Here is a 19,898-nt window from a genome sequence, read left to right on the forward strand (position 1 = left end):
TCACGTCCCGGCAGGTGGGACGAGCGGGTGGGGCGTACGCCAGCTGCCGGTGCTGCTGCGCGACCGCGACCTGGTCGCCGACGGGCTGCGGGAGTGGTGCTGAGCGCGGCTCCCGGCCTGGATCAGTCCCCGCCGGCCTGGCGGGCGCGGTAGGCCGCGACGGCGTTGCGGTTGCCGCAGGTGGTGGAGCAGAAGCGCTTGGACCGGTTGCGGGAGAGGTCCAGGACGATGCCGTCGCAGTCCTCGTCGTCGCAGGTGCCGAGCCGCGACATCTCGTCGGCGCGGATGACGTCGATCATCGCCATCGCGGTCTCGACACTCATCCGCGTCGCCAGCGAGGCGTCGGGGGAGACCGCGTGGACGTGCCAGTCGTAGGGCTCGTGGCGCACCAGCTGGGGCACGGCGCCGGCCTCGGCGAGCATCCGGTTGACCATGCCGACGGCGTCCTCGCGGGAGGCCGTGAAGAGGGTGCGGAGCTCGCCGCGCAGGGCACGGACCTCGTCGAGCTCGGCCCGGGTGCGCTGGTGGCGACCGGTGTACTGGAAGCGCGCGTAGAACTCGTCCAGGTCGGCGACGGTCTGCAGGGTGTCGGGCTCCGAGGCGGTGTTGACCAGCTCGACGGCCGCCTGGAGCGACATCGCGGTGTCATGGGCGAATACCATTTTGACAGATTACTACGTCGACCGTAATGTCATGTGTCATGACGACGTTGACCCATGACGCCTCGCGGGGCGCCTCCGTGTCGCGGGTGCCGGCGGGGCTCGCCTTCGCCCTCGTCTCCGCGCTGTCCTTCGGCCTGTCCGGTGCCGTGGCACGCGGGCTGCTGGACACGGGGTGGTCGCCGGGGGCGACGACGCTGATCCGCGTCTCGGTCGCCGCGCTCGTCGTCCTGCCTCTCGGGCTGGTCGCGCTGCGCGGCCAGTGGGAGCTGCTGCGACGCAACGCCTCGCTCGTCCTCACCTACGGCGTGCTGGCGGTCGCCGGCGCGCAGTTCTGCTACTTCTCCGCGGTCCAGCACATGCAGGTCGCCCCGGCGCTGCTCATCGAGTACACCGCGCCCGCCGCGGTCGTGGTCTGGCTGTGGCTGCGCCACGGGCAGCGTCCCGGCCCGGTCACGCTGGTGGGCGCCGCGCTGGCCGCGGCCGGCCTGGTGCTGGTGCTCGACGTGGTCTCCGGGGCCGACCTGAGCGTGCCGGGCGTGCTGTGGGCGCTGGGCGCGATGATCGGCGCGACGGCGTACTTCCTCATCTCCGCCGACGAGGACAACGGCCTGCCGCCGCTCTCGTTGGCTGCCGGCGGCCTCGTGGTCGGCGCGGTGGCCCTCGGCCTGCTCGGGCTGGTGGGGCTGCTGCCGATGGAGGCCGGCACCGCGGACGTGTCGTACGCCGGGGCAGCCGGCGGCACCGTCGCCTGGTGGGTCCCCGTGCTGGTGCTCGGGCTCGTCACCGCCGCGCTGGCCTACACCTCCGGCATCGCCGCCGGGCGCCGGCTGGGCTCGCGCCTGGCCTCGTTCGTGGCGCTCACCGAGGTGCTGGCCGCGGTCGTCGCCGCCTGGCTGCTGCTGGGCGAGCTGCCGCGCGGCATCCAGCTGGTCGGCGGCCTGGTCGTGCTGGCCGGTGTCGTCACGGTCAAGCTGGGCGAGGGCCGCGGGGCGCACCTCGCCGAGCGGCCGGAGCCGGTCATCCAGAACTGACCCGCGGTTCCCTTCTCGTCTGCCACGCCCACCAGGCCAACGCGACCAGCACCGGCCACAGGGCCAGCCGTTCGAGCGCGCCGGTGACCCCGGTGTCACCGAGGGCGATGAAGGCGACTGCCGCCGCGGCGGTCACGACCCCGGTGGTGGTGAGCGCTCGTGCCGTCCTCGGCTGCGCCTGCCGCACGCGTGCCCCGAGGAGCAGCAGTGCCAAGGGCTGGGCGACGAACAGGGGAGTGGCCGCCAGCAGGTGCAGGGTCGCTCCCTGGTCCTGCGGCGCCAGGCCCGTGGCCACCGAGCTGAGCCCGGAGACCACGAGCAGCGCGGTCACCAGCGGTCCGAGCCTTCGGTGCAGCAGCGTTGCTCCTGCGGCCAGCAGCACGCCGAAGACCACGAACGAGCCGTTCATCAGCTCGTGCCGGGGCGAGCAGTACGCCGCCGAGCAGCCGACCTCACCGAGCCGGCTCACCGTGTCCCGCGCAAAGTCGTAGCCGCCGGTCGTCGCCGCCGCGACCACGACCTCCGTCGCGACGTACGCCGGACGGACCAGCAGGGCCAGAGCGCCCCAGCGCTCGAGGTGGGCGTTGCTCGCTCCGGGCACGCGGTCACGGTAGACGGTGAGGGAGGGCACCTGTCGCCGGGCGGCGGCCCGTTCGCGGCGGAATGACGCGACTTCTAGGCGCTCACCGTCGGTCACTGCACCGGCGACGAGGTAGCCCCGTGGCTGCTCGCGGCCGCGGTCAGGGCCCCCTCGGGCCGGTCGAGGTTGTGCTCGATCGCGGCCCGGACGGTGCAGGCCGAGGTCGCGCCGGTGGAACGGTCGCGCTCGCCGCCGTACATGAAGGCGCGCTTGATGCTGAACTCCGTTCGCTCGCGGATAGACGGCGAGATGACCGTCGGGCGCCTCGTCTCGTCGCCGTTGTTGGTGCCAGGCCGATCGGCGTCGGTGCCGGTGAGGGGCTGGCGCATACGGACCCCGAGCGAGCGCACGAGCAGGCTTTTGCCCGAGGCGTTCTCGGCGGTAACCACGACCATGGCGCGGCTCGCCTGGACGGACCGCGGGCGAGAACGGCAACTCCTCGTCGGCGAAGACGAGGCTGTCCTTGGAAAGGTCGGTCAACGTCTCAACCAGCGTCCGGTCGCCGCTGGTGCAGCCGGGCAGTCGAATTCTCCGCGGGCATGTGCGCTTCGTGGTCGGGGCGGGCCCGATGCGTCACCGGCTGGCTTCGCGGGCGACGTCTAGTGTCGGTGCTCAGCGGCGCTGCTCAGCGGCAGAAGCGCGAGGTGACGTAAGACCAGAACCGCTGCGCCTGCGACGGCGGGGCGCCCATGCTGACGTCGTCGTCGATGAGCGCGCCCACCGTGGTGCGGCCCCGGTCGAGGTCGCGGCAGCTGAGCGCGATCACGTAGGCGAAGTTCTCGGCCATGTCGTACGGCAGCGGCGTACCCGGCGAGAGGCCGTAGCCGGTGTCATCGGCGATCAGGCCGAGCGCCACGACGTCGCTGCGGGTGTAGCCGAACTCTGCCAGTTCCGTGGCGACCGACCCGTCGCCCCCACTGGACCCGGAGCCGTTGTTCGATTCGGGGCGCGGTGTCGGCTTCGGGGACGGCTTCGGTGTGGAGCGGCCCGGCGCTATGTAGGACTTCGGTTCACCCTCGTCGAGTTCAGCGTCCGCGGAGGCGTCCAGCTCGTCAAGGGCTGCGAGGTACGGGCCGAAGTCGGTGTCGCAGTACTTGGCGGCCCGCTCGGTCACGAATGACACCTCGCGTGCGCCGCGACCCATGTGCCCGTACTCGACGGTGACCTCCTCCTTGGCGAGGACCGCGTCCATGGCAGCGGCGTTCTCGGCGAGGTCCGCGTCCTCGTTCCACGACCAGTCGTCGCACAGCGCACGCGCGGCGTTGTCGATCCGGGATCTCTCACCGCACCCGGTCACGAAAGTGGCGGTGAGTGCGACGGTCACGGTCAGCGCCATGACGCGGCCAGCTGACGGGCCAAGACGGCGGTCGGCGCCAGCGACGGGGCGAAGGTAAAGAGACACTGGGACATGGTGCCGCAGCCCGGCGCGCCGCGAAGCGGAACCGTTCAGGCGCCGCTGACTAGATCGCGCGGGTTCGGCGTAGGCGACTGGCCGGGGTCGGGGGTGAAGCAGCCGACGTCGACGAGGAGCGCGGTGCATGTGAGGCAGTGCGCGCGACGTGGCTCCGGGGCGCGGCCGTTCAGTGCCGAGCAATCGAACGTGCCGACGTGCGTGGCGGGGACCCGCTGTTTGCCGCGGCGGGCGTGCATGTCGGAGCCGCACCAGCCCAGCGGTGGGTCGGGCGTCGGGTCGACTCGTGCGTCGGGTGAGGTCATGCGGGCGTCTGCCCCTCAGCCCAGGCGCGAGTAAGGAGCCGGGCGATCTCGTCACGCACGTCATTTGGGATCGGAGGCATCGCCGCCACCGTCTCGCGGACGGCCCGGTCCGGCGCGGACTCGGCGGCCTGGGCGGCGTCGTACTCGGCGAGCGCGGCACGGCACTGCTCGACCAGACCGACGCCAAGGCCGCGGAAGGACTTGGCGAGGTAGTCGTTCCAGCGCCCGTTCTTGTCGAGATCCTCCTCCACAGTGGCGTCTTTGTGGGCGGAGTGATGCGACTAGTGGCGCCCTGCGCTACCGATGTCACGGTCTGGTAACGACCGTCAGGGCCGGCTCGGAAAGTCCGCTGCCGGGTCAGGAATGTCGGTGGTCACGGCTTCACTGAGGTATGGCAGTTCTCGGGCAGCAGCACCCTCTCGACCACGTGGTCGAGACGCTGTCCGGTGCCCTGGACCAGGCGCGGGCGGCGTCGCTGATCGGGCTCGACCGGGCCGCGACCGCGCAGGTGCTGCGGGAGCTGGACGCGATGGCCTCGCGGCTGGCCGAGCTGACCGCCACGGTGCTGCGCCACGGCGCCGAGGTCCAGGTCGAGGAGAGCGACGGCTCCACCTCGACCGCGATCTGGTGGGCCCACCACACCCACACCACCCGGGCTGCAGCGCACCGCCAGATGGCGCTCGCGGAGGCACTCGGCCGCTACGACCTGCTGCGCGACGCACTCGCCACCGGGCAGGCGAATACCGAGCAGGCAGGCGTGGTGGTCCGTGCCCTCGACGACCTCCCCGACGACCTCGACCCCGACCTGGCCCGCCGCGCGGAGCAGCACCTCGTCGGTCTGTGCGCCGACTTCGACGCCAAGGCCCTGCGCGTCCTGGGCCGCCACGTCCTGGCCGTCATCGCCCCCGAGATCGGCGAGGCCCACGAAGCGCGACTGCTGGAGGCCGAGGAACGCCGCGCCCACGAACGCACCCGGCTCACCACCACCCGCGACGGCCAGGGTCTGGTCCACGGCCGGTTCACCATCCCCGAGCTCCACGGCGCCATGCTCGACAAGGCCCTCCAAGCACTCACCTGGGCCGACCACGACCCCGCCCGCCGCGACCTCACCACCCCGCAGCAGGCCGGGTACGCGTTCTGCGACCTCCTCGAGCGTGTGAGCGACAAGGACGTCCCCACCGTCGGCGGCACCGGCGCCACCGTCGTGGTCACCATGACGCTGGAGACCCTCCAGGGCGGCCTCGCCAGCGCATCCCTCGACAACGGCGACCGCCTCTCCGCCGCCACCGCCCGCCGACTGGCCTGCGAGGCCGGCATCATCCCCCTGGTCCTCGGCGGCCACAGCGAGGTCCTCGACCTCGGACGACGCCGCCGCTACCACTCCCGCGCCCAACGCATCGCCATCGCCCACCGCGACCAGCACTGCCAGTGGACCGGCTGCGACGCCCCACCCTCCCGCTGCCACGTCCACCACACCACCCCCTGGTCCCACGGCGGCCCCACCACCACCGACCAAGGCCGCCTCTACTGCTCCCGCCACCACCACCGCATCCACCAACAGCTCGAACGCACCCAGCGCCTCCGCGAGTGACATGCCGTCGGGCCTTACCTTGACTCCATGGCCGACAGCTCCTGGACCTGCGAGAACGGGCACCGCAACCCCAGCCGGGAAGTGACCCGCTGCCTGGACTGCGACGCGCCGTCGTACGCCGCCTCCGGGCCGCTCTACCCGCATCGCCCGGCTGACGCCGATGCCCGGGACGCCCGGTCGGTCATCACGTCGTGCGGGTGGATCGGCGGTGGGCTCGTCGTGGTCTGTTCCGTCCTGATGGCGCTCGCGTTCTCGGGCCAGGGAGCTGAGTTGGGCTTCCTCGTCCTCGTCGCGGCCCTGGGCTTCCTGCTGGGATCGGCGCTGCTGCTCGTCGCGCTCGTGGCCGAGGGCGTCCGTCTGGGACTGCGCTCCATGGGTCTGCCGGCCCGCGACTGAGAGCGCCTGGCCGCGCGCGTCCGAGCCGCGAGACGACGCGGAACTCGCTGGCTGCCGCCCGGGCGGGCCTCCACGCTGTGCGGGTGGGACCCCTCCTGATCCTGGTCTCCGCCACGTGCTTCGGCGCGATGGCGGTCTTCGGGAAGCTCGCGTACGCCGCCGGCGTGCCGGCGCCGACGCTGGTGCTGCTGCGCTTCGCGCTGGCCTCGCTCGTCCTCGCGGTCGCCGTGCTCGCGATGCGGGCGCGGAGCGGCCGACCGGCGCTGCCCGCCGAGGGAACCGACCGGCGGCGGCTGGTGCTCACCGCGCTCGCGCTGGGTGGGATCGGGTACGCCGCCCAGGCCTCGCTCTACTTCGCCGCCCTCGAGCGGATCGACGCCGCGCTGGTGGCGCTGGTGCTCTACACCTTCCCGGTGATGGTGACCGTGGCGTCGGTGCTGCTAGGGCGTGACCGGCTCACGCCGGCCCGGGTCGCGGCCCTGCTGGCGGCGACCGGAGGGACGGCCCTAGTGCTGGTCGGCGCGGGCGCGGTGTCCTTCGACGCCGCCGGGGTGGCGCTCGCCTTCGGGGCGGCCCTGACCTACACCGTCTACATCCTGGTCGGGGAGACGACGGTCCAGCGGGTGCCCGCCCTGACCCTGACCGCCCTGGTGATGCTCGGCGCGACCGTCACCCTCGGCTGCCGGGCCGCCCTGACGGGCGGGATCGACCTGGACCTCGGGGCGGAGGGCTGGGGCTGGATCGCCTGCATCGCCTTGGTCTCGACCGTCGTGGCGTCCACGACGTTCTTCGCCGGCCTGCGCCGCACCGGGCCGTCGGCCGCCTCGATCCTCTCGACGTTCGAGCCCGTCGCCACCGTGACGCTCGCCGCGCTGGTGCTGGGGGAGCGGCTCACGGGCCTCCAGGCGCTCGGTGCGGCCCTGGTGCTGTCCTCGGTCCTGCTGGTGCAGCTGCGACGCCGGCCCGTGGCCGACGCCCCGGTGCCGCTGGTCGACGCCCCCGTGCCGGTGGGTGTGGAGGAGCGGGACTAGCTGGCGTCCTGCCGCCGGACGTAGACCTCGCGCAGCAGCATGAGGATCCCCGCGGCGGTGGGGATGGCGAGGAGCGCGCCGACGACGCCGAGGACGGCCGCGCCGACCAGGGCGCTGATGACGATGACCGCGCCGGGCAGGTCGACCGAGCGGGACATCACGCGCGGGTAGATGAGGTAGTTCTCCACCTGCTGGTAGATGACGTAGAAGACGATGCAGATGATCCCGGTCCGCACGTCGGTGGCGAAGCCGATCGCGACGACGACGACCGCGCCGAGGGTGGCCCCGATCATCGGGATCACGCCCAGCAGCGCCACCACGGTGGCCAGCGCGACGGCGTACTCCCCGAGGCCGACGGCGAAGAGGAAGACCAGCGAGGACAGCCCGGCGACCATCGCGACCACGAACGCGCCGGAGACGTAGCCGCCGATGCCGGCGAGCACCCGGTCGCCGAGCCGGCTCACGCGGTCGCGCCGCGACGCCGGGGCGAGGCGGTAGACGGCGGCCTTGGTGGTCTCCATCGAGGCCAGGAAGTAGAGCGTCAGCACCAAGATGATGAAGGCGTTGAAGAGCGCGCCCAGCAGCGCCAGGCCCAGCCCCAGCACCCCACCGAAGAGCCCGCTGATGAAGTCGCCGCTGGCGACGTACTCCTTGGCCCGCTCGAGGACCTGGTACTCCGCCTCGAGGTCGCGGATCCGCTCGTTGGACTGCAGCTGGTCGAACCAGCCGGGCGCCCGGTCGGTCAGCGCGCTGACCTGGTCGGCGATGACCGGCACGATCGCGAAGACGAACAGCGTCACGCCCGAGAGGAACACGACCGTGACGGCGAGGACCGCGAAGCCGCGGCGCAGGCCGTGCCGCTCCAGGAAGAGGACGGCCGGGTGCAGCCCCGCCGCGAGGAACAGCGAGACCACGATGAGCAGCAGCGTGCTGCCGATGGCCAGGAGGGTCGTGCCGAGCCACCAGGCGGTGAGGGCCCCGAGCCCGCCGAAGAAGCCGAGGTAGAACGGCGCCCGGCGGTCCAGCGGGGGACCGGGGTGCCCGAGGTGGTCGGGGCCGCCGACCAGGCCGACGTGGGCGTCCTCGTCACCGTCCCCGTCGGCGGCCTCGCGATCGTGCTCCTCGACCATCGCGACGGTCTCGTCGTCGGCCAGCCGGGAGTGGTCGTGCTCCCGCGCCGGCTCCGGGTGGCGCGAGGGGGCCGGGTCGGGCCGCTCGTCCTCCGGCCCGCCCGACCCGCTGCTCACTTCGAGCCCGCCTCGGAGTCCGAGGTGCTCCCGGCCGCGGCGGCGGGCGCGTCGTCGTCGCGGCCGAAGCCGGAGACGATGTCGGCCAGCGAGGCCAGCTGGGCGGTGATGCCGTCGCGGCGCTTCTGCAGCCGCTCGACCTCGGCGCGCACCGCGGAGAGCTCGCGCTCGGCCTCGGCGGTGCCGGAGGAGGAGATCGACTCGGCCTGCTTCTGCGCGGAGGCGACGATCTGCTCGGCCTCGCGGCGGGCCCGCTGCAGCAGGGCGTCGGCCTCGGCCTGGGACTGCTCGCGGTACTGCGTGGCCTGGGTCGTGGCCTGGCGGCCGCGCTCCTCGGCGGCGGTCGCGCGCTGCTCGGCCTCCTGGACCAGACGCTGGGTCTCGGCCATCGCGCTCTCGTGGTGGTCGGCCGCCTCGCGGGCCAGCCGCTCCTTCTCCACAGCCAGGGTGCGGCGCGCCTCGGTCACCTCGCGGTCGGCGGCCGCGCGGGCCTTCTCGACCTCGCGCTGCGCGGCGGTGCGCATCTCGGTGGACTCCTGCTGGGCGGCCAGCCGCAGCTGCTCGGCCTCGCGCTGGGCGGAGGCACGCAGGTCGTCGGCCTCGCTGCGGGCCAGCGAGCGCTCCTGCTCGGCGTCGGTCAGCAGGCGGGTGCGGTGCTCCTCCAGCTCGGCGAGCTGGACCAGGCGCATGTCCTCGGCCTCGCGGGCGGCGTCGGCGCGGATCGCCTTCGCGTCGCGCTCGGCCTGGGTGAGGATCTCGGCGGCGTCGCGCTGGGCGGTGGCGCGCACGTCGGCGGCCTCCTCCTCGGCCAGGCGCAGCATCGCGCTGGCGCGCCCGCCCAGCCCGGCGTACGACGGTCGCTCCATCTCCGCCAGCTCGGTGCGGACGCGCTCCAGCTCGCTCTCGAGCTCGGCGACGCGGCGCTCGGTGGCGACCACGCGGGAGGCGTCCTCGGACTTCTCCGCGAGCAGCTGGCGCAGCCGGGTGTCGACCGCGGCGACGTCGTACCCGCCGCGGCGCACGACGGGGAAGGCGCTGCCGCTCGGCGGGGGCACGGGCGCGCCGCCGCGGGCCGGGGCGGGTGCCGGCGGCACGACGGGACGCTGGGCCGTGGGCTGACCGGTCGCGGACCCGCCCGCGGCACGGCTGGGACCGGCGGCGGATCCGGGGCCCGCCTGCGCGTCGGGGGTGCTCGGCTTGCTCGCCGAGGCGCCCTGAACCGGGATCACCTGGGTCTTGTCGTCGGAGGAGCCGGGCTCCTCGTCGAAGATGGACAGGCCCTGGTCGCTCATGGAGGACAACCTACTTCCAGTCGTGGGAGTGCGGTGGCTGGCCCCATCATGGCCCGGCGCCACCGCTGGACACACCTCGAGGACGCGCGGCGGACCTGAGAAGTTGCCGTGCTTCGGCCCCGTACGCCACGAGGGCCGCCCCCTGCGGGACGGCCCTCGTGTCAGTGCTGCCGGTGCGGGCTGCTCAGACGCCGCGGAAGCGGTTGATGGCCTCCAGGTGCTTGGCGCGCTTCTCGTGGTCGCGCACGCCCAGGCCCTCCTCGGGGGCCAGGCACAGGACGCCGACCTTGCCCTGGTGCTTGTTGTGGTGGACGTCGAGGGAGGCCTGGCCGACCTCGTCCAGGGTGTAGGTCTTCGACAGGGTCGGGTGGATCTTGCCCTGGTCGATGAGGCGGTTGGCCTCGTAGGCCTCGCGGTAGTTGGCGAAGTGGCTGGAGACGATCCGCTTGAGGTTCATCCACAGGTAGCGGTTGTCGTACTCGTGCATGTAGCCCGTGGTCGAGGCACAGGTCGTGATGGTGCCGCCCTTGCGGGTGACGTAGACCGAGGCGCCGAAGGTCTCGCGACCGGGGTGCTCGAAGACGATGTCGATGTCCTCGCCGCCGGTGAGCTCGCGGATCTTCTTGCCCAGGCGCTGCCACTCCTTGGGGTTCTGCTCGGTGCCGTCCTCGTTCCAGAACTTCCAGTTCTCCTCGGAGCGGTTGATGATCATCTCCGCGCCCATGGAGCGGCAGATCTTGGCCTTCTCCTCGTTGGAGACCACGCAGATCGGGTTGGCGCCGCCGTTGAGGGCGTACTGCGTCGCGAAGCCGCCCAGGCCGCCCGAGGCGCCCCAGATCAGGACGTTGTCGCCCTGCTTCATCTGACCGGCGTTCTTGGAGACCAGCTGGCGGTACGCCGTCGCGTTGACCAGACCCGGGCTGGCCGCCTCCTCCCACGTCAGGTGGGCCGGCTTCGGGAGCAGCTGGTTGGACTTGACCAGCGCGATGTGCGCGAGACCGCCGAAGTTGGTCTCGAACCCCCAGATCCGCTGCTGCGGGTCCATCATCGTGTCGTCGTGGCCGGCCGGGTCCTCGAGCTCGACGCTGAGGCAGTGGGCCACGACCTCGGCGCCCGGCTTCCACTGGGTGACGCCGGGGCCGGTCTTGAGCACGACGCCCGCGAGGTCGGAGCCGACCACGTGGTAGGGCAGGTCGTGGCGCTTGGTGAGCTCGGAGAGCCGGCCGTAGCGCTCGAGGAAGCCGAAGGTGGAGACGGGCTCGAAGATCGAGGTCCACACGGTGTTGTAGTTGATCGCCGAGGCCATGACCGCGACGAAGGCCTCACCGGGACCGAGCTCGGGCAGCGCGACGTCCTCGACGTGGAGGGACTTGCGCGGGTCCTTGTCGCGGGTGGCGACCCCCTCGAACATGTCGACCTCGTCCTTGTGGACGGTCACGGCGCGGTAGGACTCGGGCAGGGCGAGGTTCGCGAAGTCCTCCGATGCCACGTCGCCGGAGTCGAGGGCCTGGATCGCGTCGAGGATGTGCTGCACGGGGTGGCTCCTGTGTCGTCGGGAGTCGGTCGGGGCGGGTGCCCGCGACGGCGGGCTGAGATTACCGATCGGTAACAGTGCCGGGAAGGGCGTCTCGCGGGCCAGTGCCTGTGATGCACGCCATGGGCCCGGTCCGTGCCGGTCCGGTCCGGCGGCGGGTCAGTGCGCCGCGTGGGCGGCGGGCTCGACGATCTCGACGAGGATGCCGCCGGCGTCCTTGGGGTGGACGAAGTTGATCCGGCTGTCGGAGGTGCCGCGCTTGGGCGCGTCGTACAGCATCCGCAGGCCGCGCTCCCGCAGGATCGCGGCGACCTGCTCGACGTCAGTGACGCGGTAGGCGATCTGCTGGCAGCCGGGGCCGTTGCGGTCGATGAACTTGGCGATCGTGGAGGACTCCGAGAGCGGAGCGAGCAGCTGCACGCAGGAGCCGGAGTCGCCGACGGCCATCATCGCCTCGCGCACGCCCTGCTCCTCGTTGGTCTCCTCGTGGGCCAGCGTCATCCCGAAGGTGTCGCGGTAGAACGCGATCGCCTCGTCGAGGTCCGGCACGGCCATGCCGACGTGGTCGATGGCGGTGAAGAGGTGGGCGGGGATGTCCAGGGGTGCGCTCATGGCCGCATCGTCGTACGACGGGGGCGGGCGCGACAACGCACCTGCGGAGGTTGTGACGAGCGACTCACCGGACGTCCGACGGACGCCTCTCGCCGCCGAGGTGACTCGTGGGTAGCCTGAGCCGGTCCCGGCCCGGCGCGCCGCGAACGTCGGCGTGCCCGGGGGTCGGGCCCACGCCAGCACTGGAGGAGAACCCCATGTCCGGAACCGTCATCGTCGCCGGGGCGCGCACCCCGATCGGCCGCCTGCTCGGCGGGCTCAAGAGCTTCTCGGCCGCCGACCTCGGTGGCTTCGCGATCAAGGGCGCCCTGGAGAAGGCCGGCGTGTCCGGCGACCAGGTCGACTACCTGATCATGGGCCAGGTGATCCTCGCCGGCGCGGGCCAGAACCCCGCCCGCGCGGCCGGCATCGCCGGCGGCCTGCCCGCCTCGGTGCCCTCGATCACCATCAACAAGGTGTGTCTCTCGGGCCTGAACGCCATCGCCACCGCCGACCAGATGATCCGCGCCGGCGAGGCCGACATCATCGTGGCCGGCGGCATGGAGTCGATGACCAACGCCCCGCACCTGCTGCCGAAGTCCCGCGAGGGCTTCAAGTACGGCGACACCGCGCTGGTCGACTCGATGGCCTACGACGCGCTCTTCGACCAGGCCACCCAGCAGGCCATGGGCGGGCTGACCGAGTCCTGCAACGCTGCGACCGACAAGTTCACCCGCGAGGAGCAGGACGCCTTCGCCGCGGCCTCGCACCAGAAGGCCGCGCTGGCGTGGAAGAACGGTGTCTTCGACGAGGAGGTCGTCCCGGTCTCGATCCCGCAGCGCAAGGGTGACCCGGTCGTCGTCTCCGCCGACGAGGGCGTGCGCGGCGACACCACCGTGGAGTCGCTGGGCAACCTGCGCCCCGCCTTCGCCAAGGACGGCACCATCACGGCCGGCTCGGCCTCGCAGATCTCCGACGGCGCGTGCGCCGTGGTCGTCATGAGCAAGGCCAAGGCCGAGGAGCTGGGCCTGGAGTGGCTGGCCGAGATCGGTGCGCACGGCATGGTCGCCGGCCCCGACTCCACCCTCCAGCTGCAGCCGGCCAACGCCACCAAGAAGGCCTGCGACAAGGAGGGCATCTCGCCCGCCGACCTCGACCTCGTCGAGTTCAACGAGGCCTTCGCCGCGGTCGGCATCGCCTCGGCCCGCGCCCTCGACATCCCCGACGAGAAGGTCAACGTCAACGGCGGCGCGATCGCCCTGGGCCACCCGGTCGGCATGTCCGGCGCCCGCGTGGTGCTGCACCTGGCCCTGGAGCTCAAGCGCCGCGGTGGCGGCACCGGTGCGGCCGCGCTGTGCGGCGGCGGCGGCCAGGGCGACGCCCTGATCGTGCGTGTCCCGAAGAGCTGACGCCTCGGCGGTCCCGGACCTGGTCGAGCGCGCACGCGCCGGCCAGGCCCGGGCCGTCGCCCGGCTCGTCTCGCTGGTCGAGGACGAGTCGCCCCTGCTGCGGCCGGTGATGGCGGCGCTCGCGCCGCACACCGGTCGTGCGCACGTGGTCGGCCTGACCGGCGCCCCCGGTGTCGGGAAGTCGACCTCGACCAACGCCCTCATCGGCGCGCTGCGCGCCGCGGGCAAGCGGGTCGGCGTGCTCGCCGTCGACCCCTCCTCGCCCTTCTCCGGCGGCGCCCTGTTGGGCGACCGGATCCGGATGCAGGACCACGCCTCCGACGAGGGCGTCTTCATCCGCTCGATGGCCTCGCGCGGCCACCTCGGCGGACTCTCCTTCACGACCCCGCAGGCCGTGCGGGTCCTCGACGCCGCGGGCTTCGACGTCGTGCTGGTCGAGACCGTCGGCGTGGGCCAGAGCGAGGTCGAGGTCGCCGGGCTCGCCGACACCACGATGGTGCTCCTCGCTCCCGGCATGGGCGACGGCATCCAGGCCGCCAAGGCCGGCATCCTCGAGGTCGGGGACGTCTACGTCGTCAACAAGGCCGACCGCGACGGAGCCGAGCGGCTGCGCCGCGACCTGCGCAACGGGCTCTCGCTCACCGAGCGCGCCGAGGGCTCCTGGAAGCCGCCGATCGTGCTCACCGTGGCGCAGTCCGGGCAGGGGGTCGAGGAGGTCGTCGAGGCGCTGTCGTCGCACCGGGAGTGGCTGGGTGAGACCGGCCAGCTGGCCGTGCGCCGCGCCCGCCGCGCCCGCGCCGAGGTCGAGGCGGTCGCGGTCGCCGCGCTCCGCAAGCGCTGGGAGATCGGTGACCGGTCCTCCCTCGACGCGCTCGCCGAGGCGGTCGCGGCCGGCGAGACCGACCCGTACGCCGCCGCCGACCGGCTCCTCGGGGACTGACGCGCCCCGGCCCGCTGCGGACCGGGCCCGACCGGGCGGGTGGGTGCGGGTCCCGGGTCTGCTCTGATGGGGGAGTGGACCTCGCGACGTTGCTGGCCGACCTCCCGGACGACCCGCGGGTCGTGGTCACGGGCAACCACGCCAGCCCCGGGCAGCTGCTCGGCCTGGTCGACGGGCTGCTGCCGGCGTACCGGCTGTGGATGCTCAACGCCCAGCGCGGCATCCCGGACCGCGACGGGGTGGTCTTCGAGACACCCTTCGTCGGGCCGGGGATGCGGCGCAGCCCGCGGCTGCGCTACACGCCCTCGCGGCTCTCGCTGGTGCCGCGGCTCTTCCGCACCACCCAGCCGCCGGACCTGGTGCTGCTCCACACCACCCGCCCCCGCGGCGGCAAGGTGTCCCTCGGCACCGAGGTGAACATCCTGCCGGCCGCGATCGAGGCGACCCGCGCGCGAGGCGGCCGGGTCGTGGCGCAGGTCGGCGACCAGGTGCCCTGGACCTTCGGCGACGCCGAGCTCGATCTCGAGCACGTCGACCTGCTGGTGGAGGCGGACGAGCCGCCCGTGCCGGCGGCGCCGGCACGCATCGACGACGAGGCGGCCCTGATCGGCGAGCGGGTGGCAGCGCGGGTCGGCGACGGCGCGACGCTGCAGGCCGGGATCGGCGCCGTGCCCGACGCGGCGCTGCGCGGCCTGGTCGAGCGCCGGGGGATGCGGGTGTGGACCGAGATGTTCTCCGACTCGATCCTCGCGCTGGAGCTGGCCGGGGCGCTGGACCCGGACGTGCCGATCCACGCCTCCTTCCTCTTCGGCACCCCCGAGCTGCTGGCCTGGGTCGACGGCAACCCGCGGGTGCGGATGATCCGCACCGAGACCGCCAACGACCCGGCGCTGATCGCGCGGAACCCGGCCATGACCAGCGTCAACACCGCGCTCCAGGTCGACCTCTTCGGCCAGGCCAACGCCTCGCGGATCGACGCCCGGATCCACTCCGGCTTCGGCGGCCAGACCGACTTCATCGTCGGCGCGCTGCACAGCGACGGCGGGCAGGCGCTGATGGCGCTGCGCTCCTGGCACCCCAAGGCGGACTGCTCCACGATCGTGCCGCTCGTGGACGAGCCGGTCACCTCCTTCCAGCCCACCGCGGTCATCACCGAGCAGGGCGTCGCCGAGGTGGCCGGCCACGACGAGCGGTCCCAGGCGCGGCACCTGGTCGAGCACGCGGCGCACCCGCGGGTCCGCGAGGAGCTGCGCGAGGAGGCGGTCGCGCTGGGTCTGGCCTGAGGGGTCCGGCCTGGGGGTCCGGCCCGAGGGGCCTCGCCTGACCGGGCGGGGCGCACGCTTCCTAGGATGTCGGCCATGACGCAGCAGCCGTTCTCCCGACCCGGTGCGATCGACCTCTCCGCGCTCAAGCGCCCCGCTCCGCAGGCTCCTGCGGGTAGCGCGGCCGGCGCCGGCGCGCAGGGCGGCTCCTCGGGGGCCGGCGGCGGGTCGGCGTACTCCGTCACCGTCACCGAGCAGAACTTCCAGGAGGTCGTCGAGTCCTCGATGACCGCGCCGGTGCTGCTGGTCTTCTTCTCCGCCAGCCGGCTGCCGGAGAGCGAGCAGATGGCCCGCGACCTCGCCACCGTCGTCGACGAGTACGACGGCCGCTTCCTCGCCGGCCTGGTCGACGTCGACGCCACCCCGGCGATCGCCCAGGCCGTGCAGCTGCCCTCGGTGCCGTTCGTGATGGCCGTGCTCGACGGCCGTCCGCAGCCGCTGCTCCAGGACGTGCTGGGCATCGACGAGCTGCGCACCGTGCTGCAGCAGGTCGGCCAGCAGCTCACCACCCAGGGCATCACGGGCCGGCACCAGCCGCGCGCGGCCGCTCCCACCGCCGAGGGCGAGGAGCCGGCGATGGACCCGCGCTACGCCCCGGCGCGGGACGCGCTCGAGGCCGGTGACGTGGACCGGGCGGTGGCGGAGTACCAGAAGCTGGTGTCGGCCAACCCGGCCGACACCGAGGCCGCTGCCGGGCTCGCGATGGCGAAGGTCCTCCAGCGCACCCAGGGCGTCGACCTGCACGCCGCGCGCGCGGCCGCCGCAGCCGACCCCGACGACGTCGACGCCCAGACGCTCGTCGCCGACCTGGACATGCTCGGCGGGCACGTCGAGGACGCCTTCGCCCGCCTGGTCGAGCTGGTGCGGCGTACGTCGGACAAGGAGCGCGACCGCGCGCGCGACCACCTGCTGGGGCTGTTCTCGGCCGTCGGCAACGACGACCCGCGGGTGCTCAACGGTCGCCGCGCCCTCGCCTCGGCGCTGTTCTGAGCGGCGGCGGTCCCGTGCGCGGCCCGTCCTACCTCGTGCGCGGGCTTGGGACGTGGCGCCGTCGCCCGGCGCTGATGCTGCTGGGGATGGTGCCGGCGCTGCTGGTGCTGCTCGCGGTGCTCGCCGCCCTGGTCGCGCTGCTGCTGCACGTGGGCGACCTGGTCGCGTGGGCCACGCCCTTCGCCGACGACTGGACCGGGGGCCTGCGCGACCTGCTGCGGCTGGGCCTGGCGGTGCTGGTGGTCCTGGGGTTCGTCGTCGTGTCGTCGCTGACCTTCACCGCGATCACGCTCACGGTGGGGGACCCGTTCTACGAGAAGATCTGGGCCGAGACCGAGCGGATGCTGGGCGGTGACGTCCCCGACCAGGGGCCGGGGTTCTGGACGTCGGTCAAGGACGGCGCGGCGCTGGCCGGCACCGGTCTGCTGCTGGGCCTGGGGGTCTTCGTGCTGGGCCTGCTCCCGGTGGTCGGTGCCGTCGTCGGGCTGGTGCTGGGGGTGACGGTGTCCGGGCGGCTGCTGGCCCGGGAGCTGCTCTCCCGTCCGCTCGAGGCCCGCGGGATGGACCGCGTCGCACGGGCCGAGGTGCTGCGCCGTGACCGCGCGACGGTCCTCGGGTTCGGTGTCGCCACCCAGCTGTGCTTCCTCGTGCCGCTGGGTGCGGTCGCCGTGATGCCGGCGGCGGTCGCGGGGGCCACGATGCTGGCGCGCGACCTGCTGGAGCGCCCGCCCGCCTAGCCGCTCCCTAGCCGCTCCCCAGCCGTGCGCCTGCCCCGGTGAGCGCGTCCAGCACCGCGACGACCGCGGGCGAGGCGCCCATGCTGCGCCGGTGCACGGCGATGACCTCGCGGACCGGTCGCGGCTCCGTGGCCGGCACCGCGACCAGCTCCGCGCCCAGCGGACCCCGCCCCATGCGCGGGACCAGGGCGATCCCCAGGCCGGCCCGGACCAGGGCGAGGTGGGAGTCGAACTCCATCGACTCGTGGGCGATGAGGGGAGGGCGGCCGGTGCCGTCGTACATCCGGCGCAGCCACTGGCGGCAGATGGTGCCTTCGGGGGTGGCGACCCAGCCCTCGTCGAGCAGGTCGGAGGGGGTGAGCGTGCTGCGTCCGGCCAGCGGGTGGTCGCGGTGCACGACCACGTCGGCGACGTCGGTGGCCAGGACCCGGCGCTCGACGTGGTCCGGGACGTCGAGGGGCACGTCGCCCCAGCGGTGGACGACGCCGACGTCGACCTGCCCGGCGGCCACCAGGTCGACGGTGTCCCAGGGCTCGCGGTCGGTGAGGGTGATCCTCAGGTCCGGGTGCTCGGCGAGCAGGGTGCCGACGACCGGCGCGACCAGGCCGCGGGTCGCGGTCGAGAAGGCCGCCAGCCGCAGGTGGCCGGCCACGGTGCCCGCCTGGCGGTGCAGCCCCGACTCGAGCTGCTCGAGGTCGCGCAGCAGCCGGCCGCCCTCCTCCACGAGGTGCTGTCCGTGCCGGGTCAGCATCACCCCACGGCCCACGCGCTCGAGGAGGGGTACGCCGGTCTGCCGCTCCAGCCGCTTGACCTGCTGGCTCACCGCGCTCGGGGTGAAGCCGAGCGCCTCGGCGGCCGCGCCGACGGTCCCGTGGGTGGCGACCGCGCGGAGGGAGAGCAGCGCGTCGAGATCGATCATGCAGCGACGCTACACGGTGTCGGCCATGAACCGTTGCTGGTGCTTCACAATAAGGTGACCGAGGCTGGGTGCGTGAGCAGCCGCGACAACGCCCTGGCCGCCCTGGTGGCGACGCTGTGGGGCCTGAACTTCCTCGCCATCGACGCCGGCATGGGCGACGTGCCGCCGCTGGTCTTCCTGGCCGCGCGCTTCGTCGTGGTGCTGGTGCCGGCGGTGCTCCTGGTGCCGCGGCCCGACGTGCCGTGGCGGGTCCTGGCCGCGGTGGGGGTCTTCATGTCGGTGGGGCAGTTCGGGTTCCTCTACACCGCCATGGCGGCCGGCCTGCCGCCGGGCATCGCCGCCCTGGTGCTGCAGGCCCAGGTGGTCTTCACAGTCGTGATCGCCGCGGGAGTGCTGCGCGAGCGACCGAGCCGGGCGCAGGCCCTCGGTGTCGCCCTGGGCGTGCTGGGCCTGGTCGTCGTCGCCCTCGGCCGGGGTGGGGACGTGCCGCTGGTCGGGTTCGGGCTGTGCCTGCTCGGTGCCCTGTCCTGGGGCATCGGCAACGTCGTCTCGCGCGCCGCGGCCGTGCCCGGGGGCCTCTCGCTCACCGTGTGGTCCGCGCTGGTCGTCCCCGTCCCGGTGCTGGCGCTGGCCGTGGCGCTGGACGGGCCCGCCGCGGTGGCGCGCGGGCTGGCTGCCTTCGACACCGCAGCGGTCCTCGCGACGCTCTACACCGCGGGCATCGCCTCGCTGCTGGGCTACGGGCTCTTCAACGGGCTGCTGGCGCGCAACCCCGCCGCCTCGGTGGTCCCGTGGGTGCTGCTGGCGCCGGTCGTGGCGATGACCGCGGCGTGGCTGCTGCTCGGCCAGGTGCCCTCGGCCGGCGAGCTCGCCGGGGGAACGCTCCTCGTCGTCGGTGTGCTCGTCGCCCTGCGGGCGCCGAGCTCCGCACGTGTGCTCAGCCGCCGCTCTCGACGTACGCCGGACCCCCGCGGCCCACGTTGGCCAGAGCCGACTCGATCCGGCGCGCGGTGAAGTCTGCGCAGCGCTCGCGGACCTGCTCGACGGTGCAGAACTCCGCGGAGCGGATCTCGCGCGGCTGCTCGACGACGCTCTCGAGGATCGCTGCGTCGTGGGTGCCGCCGTCGAAGACCAGGCACAGCGCGTCGTCCCACCCGCCCCACGGCGGCAGCCAGTCGGTGAGCAGCAGCGCGCCGGCGTCGATGTGGAGGGCGAGCTCCTCCTCGACCTCGCGGGCCACCGCCAGCTGCGGCGACTCGCCGACCTCGACCACGCCGCCGGGCAGGTCCCAGTCCTGCTTGTAGGTCAGCTGGCACAGCAGCACCCGGCCCTCGCCGTCGCGCACCAGCATCTGGCCGATCGCGCGCTTGCGCGGGAGGAAGGAGTTGAGCAGCGAGCGGAACGCGCCGGGCTCGGAGAGCGGCGGGTCGGTGGCCAGGCGGGCCAGCACGACGTACCCCCTGGTGGTCGACTCGTCACCGGGGACGACGCGGCGGACTCCTTCGCGGCGCAGCCCGGCCCGGGTCGCCACGCGCAGGGCCGCCTCGAGCTCGGTGGGCACGTGCGCCTCGACCCGGCTCAGGCCGAGCCCGTCCTCGCGGACCGGGGCCAGCGACCAGTCGGTCAGCACCCGCAGGGCCCGCGTGGCGTAGCCGCGGCCCCGGTGGGTCTCGGCCAGCTCCCAGGACAGCTCGCCGACGCGCTCACCGGTGCGACCCTCGACGGGCACGACGGCGACCCGGCCCACCAGCTCCTCGCCGGCGAGCACCACGAAGGTGTGCGGCTCCGCGGCGGGCTCGAGGGTGACGGTGCCGTCGGTCAGGGTCGGCTGGGCGGTCACGCGCCCACCC

At 73.6% G+C, this 19,898-nt stretch carries 22 protein-coding genes; 10 read left to right on the top strand and 12 right to left on the bottom strand.

Annotated features, from left to right (window positions below; translation table 11 throughout):
- Window positions 1-122: 122 nt before the first annotated feature.
- Window positions 123-662: a CGNR zinc finger domain-containing protein gene (locus ACYVID_RS06890; protein WP_460735709.1), complete on the bottom strand. Its 540-nt coding sequence runs from the start codon at window positions 660-662 to the stop codon at window positions 123-125.
- Window positions 663-700: 38 nt separating this feature from the next.
- On the opposite strand from ACYVID_RS06890, the gene ACYVID_RS06895 reads away from it, so the two are divergent.
- Window positions 701-1,693 (top strand): EamA family transporter, encoded by a 993-nt coding sequence (locus ACYVID_RS06895; protein WP_460735711.1) that lies wholly within the window; start codon window positions 701-703, stop codon window positions 1,691-1,693.
- Here ACYVID_RS06895 and ACYVID_RS06900 read toward each other — a convergent pair.
- The 5 genes from ACYVID_RS06900 to ACYVID_RS06920 all read right to left on the bottom strand — a co-directional run bounded on the left by ACYVID_RS06900 (window position 1,680) and on the right by ACYVID_RS06920 (window position 4,300).
- A complete protein-coding gene (locus tag ACYVID_RS06900; RefSeq protein WP_460735713.1) occupies window positions 1,680-2,294 on the bottom strand; it encodes a DUF998 domain-containing protein in 615 nt (204 codons plus the stop codon). The genes ACYVID_RS06895 and ACYVID_RS06900 overlap by 14 nt on opposite strands.
- A 92-nt stretch (window positions 2,295-2,386) precedes the next feature.
- Entirely contained in the window at window positions 2,387-2,728 is a 342-nt protein-coding gene (locus tag ACYVID_RS06905; protein WP_460735715.1) for a hypothetical protein, read from the bottom strand.
- Window positions 2,729-2,958: 230 nt separating this feature from the next.
- On the bottom strand, window positions 2,959-3,657 hold the full coding sequence (locus ACYVID_RS06910) for a hypothetical protein (protein ID WP_460735717.1): 699 nt from the start codon (window positions 3,655-3,657) through the stop codon (window positions 2,959-2,961).
- Window positions 3,658-3,779: 122 nt separating this feature from the next.
- Window positions 3,780-4,049: a hypothetical protein gene (locus ACYVID_RS06915; RefSeq protein WP_460735719.1), complete on the bottom strand. Its 270-nt coding sequence runs from the start codon at window positions 4,047-4,049 to the stop codon at window positions 3,780-3,782.
- Complete coding sequence (locus ACYVID_RS06920) at window positions 4,046-4,300, bottom strand: hypothetical protein (RefSeq protein ID WP_460735721.1); 255 nt, start codon at window positions 4,298-4,300, stop codon at window positions 4,046-4,048. The genes ACYVID_RS06915 and ACYVID_RS06920 overlap by 4 nt, the downstream gene beginning before the upstream one ends.
- 176 nt (window positions 4,301-4,476) lie before the next feature.
- Between ACYVID_RS06920 and ACYVID_RS06925 the strand changes: the two genes are divergently transcribed.
- From ACYVID_RS06925 to ACYVID_RS06935, 3 genes are all read left to right on the top strand, one after another.
- The gene (locus tag ACYVID_RS06925; protein WP_460735723.1) at window positions 4,477-5,640 is read left to right on the top strand and encodes an HNH endonuclease signature motif containing protein; all 1,164 of its coding nucleotides are present in this window, start codon (window positions 4,477-4,479) and stop codon (window positions 5,638-5,640) included.
- 27 nt (window positions 5,641-5,667) lie between these two features.
- Window positions 5,668-6,036, top strand: coding sequence for a hypothetical protein (locus ACYVID_RS06930; protein WP_460735725.1), 369 nt, complete (start codon window positions 5,668-5,670; stop codon window positions 6,034-6,036).
- 83 nt (window positions 6,037-6,119) lie between these two features.
- Window positions 6,120-7,067, top strand: coding sequence for a DMT family transporter (locus tag ACYVID_RS06935; protein WP_460735727.1), 948 nt, complete (start codon window positions 6,120-6,122; stop codon window positions 7,065-7,067).
- On the opposite strand, the gene ACYVID_RS06940 is transcribed toward ACYVID_RS06935, so the two are convergent.
- The 4 genes from ACYVID_RS06940 to mce all read right to left on the bottom strand — a co-directional run bounded on the left by ACYVID_RS06940 (window position 7,064) and on the right by mce (window position 11,752).
- A complete protein-coding gene (locus ACYVID_RS06940) occupies window positions 7,064-8,314 on the bottom strand; it encodes an AI-2E family transporter (protein WP_460735729.1) in 1,251 nt (416 codons plus the stop codon). The genes ACYVID_RS06935 and ACYVID_RS06940 overlap by 4 nt on opposite strands.
- Window positions 8,311-9,606, bottom strand: coding sequence for a hypothetical protein (locus ACYVID_RS06945; protein WP_460735731.1), 1,296 nt, complete (start codon window positions 9,604-9,606; stop codon window positions 8,311-8,313). The genes ACYVID_RS06940 and ACYVID_RS06945 overlap by 4 nt, the downstream gene beginning before the upstream one ends.
- Window positions 9,607-9,790: 184 nt before the next feature.
- The gene (gene ccrA, locus ACYVID_RS06950) at window positions 9,791-11,140 is read right to left on the bottom strand and encodes a crotonyl-CoA carboxylase/reductase (RefSeq protein ID WP_460735733.1); all 1,350 of its coding nucleotides are present in this window, start codon (window positions 11,138-11,140) and stop codon (window positions 9,791-9,793) included.
- Window positions 11,141-11,299: 159 nt separating this feature from the next.
- On the bottom strand, window positions 11,300-11,752 hold the full coding sequence (gene mce, locus ACYVID_RS06955; RefSeq protein WP_300644627.1) for a methylmalonyl-CoA epimerase: 453 nt from the start codon (window positions 11,750-11,752) through the stop codon (window positions 11,300-11,302).
- A 197-nt stretch (window positions 11,753-11,949) separates the two neighbouring features.
- Here mce and ACYVID_RS06960 point away from each other — a divergent pair, with 197 nt between their 5' ends.
- The 5 genes from ACYVID_RS06960 to ACYVID_RS06980 all read left to right on the top strand — a co-directional run bounded on the left by ACYVID_RS06960 (window position 11,950) and on the right by ACYVID_RS06980 (window position 17,129).
- A complete protein-coding gene (locus ACYVID_RS06960) occupies window positions 11,950-13,140 on the top strand; it encodes an acetyl-CoA C-acetyltransferase (RefSeq protein ID WP_460735736.1) in 1,191 nt (396 codons plus the stop codon).
- Window positions 13,124-14,080, top strand: coding sequence for a methylmalonyl Co-A mutase-associated GTPase MeaB (meaB, locus tag ACYVID_RS06965; protein WP_460735738.1), 957 nt, complete (start codon window positions 13,124-13,126; stop codon window positions 14,078-14,080). The genes ACYVID_RS06960 and meaB overlap by 17 nt, the downstream gene beginning before the upstream one ends.
- A 74-nt stretch (window positions 14,081-14,154) precedes the next feature.
- Complete coding sequence (locus ACYVID_RS06970; RefSeq protein ID WP_460735740.1) at window positions 14,155-15,363, top strand: acetyl-CoA hydrolase/transferase family protein; 1,209 nt, start codon at window positions 14,155-14,157, stop codon at window positions 15,361-15,363.
- 75 nt (window positions 15,364-15,438) lie between these two features.
- A complete protein-coding gene (locus ACYVID_RS06975) occupies window positions 15,439-16,392 on the top strand; it encodes a co-chaperone YbbN (RefSeq protein ID WP_460735742.1) in 954 nt (317 codons plus the stop codon).
- Between the two features lie 14 nt (window positions 16,393-16,406).
- Window positions 16,407-17,129, top strand: coding sequence for an EI24 domain-containing protein (locus ACYVID_RS06980; RefSeq protein WP_460735744.1), 723 nt, complete (start codon window positions 16,407-16,409; stop codon window positions 17,127-17,129).
- A gap of 7 nt (window positions 17,130-17,136) precedes the next feature.
- Here the strand turns inward: ACYVID_RS06980 and ACYVID_RS06985 are convergent, their stop codons facing one another.
- Window positions 17,137-18,048, bottom strand: coding sequence for a LysR family transcriptional regulator (locus tag ACYVID_RS06985; RefSeq protein ID WP_460735746.1), 912 nt, complete (start codon window positions 18,046-18,048; stop codon window positions 17,137-17,139).
- Between the two features lie 72 nt (window positions 18,049-18,120).
- Between ACYVID_RS06985 and ACYVID_RS06990 the strand changes: the two genes are divergently transcribed.
- Window positions 18,121-19,062, top strand: coding sequence for an EamA family transporter (locus tag ACYVID_RS06990; protein ID WP_460735748.1), 942 nt, complete (start codon window positions 18,121-18,123; stop codon window positions 19,060-19,062).
- Here ACYVID_RS06990 and ACYVID_RS06995 read toward each other — a convergent pair.
- Entirely contained in the window at window positions 18,986-19,888 is a 903-nt protein-coding gene (locus ACYVID_RS06995; RefSeq protein ID WP_460735750.1) for an NUDIX hydrolase, read from the bottom strand. The genes ACYVID_RS06990 and ACYVID_RS06995 overlap by 77 nt on opposite strands.
- Window positions 19,889-19,898 lie beyond the last annotated feature (10 nt).

The sequence above is a fragment of the Nocardioides ginkgobilobae genome, from assembly GCF_054781275.1.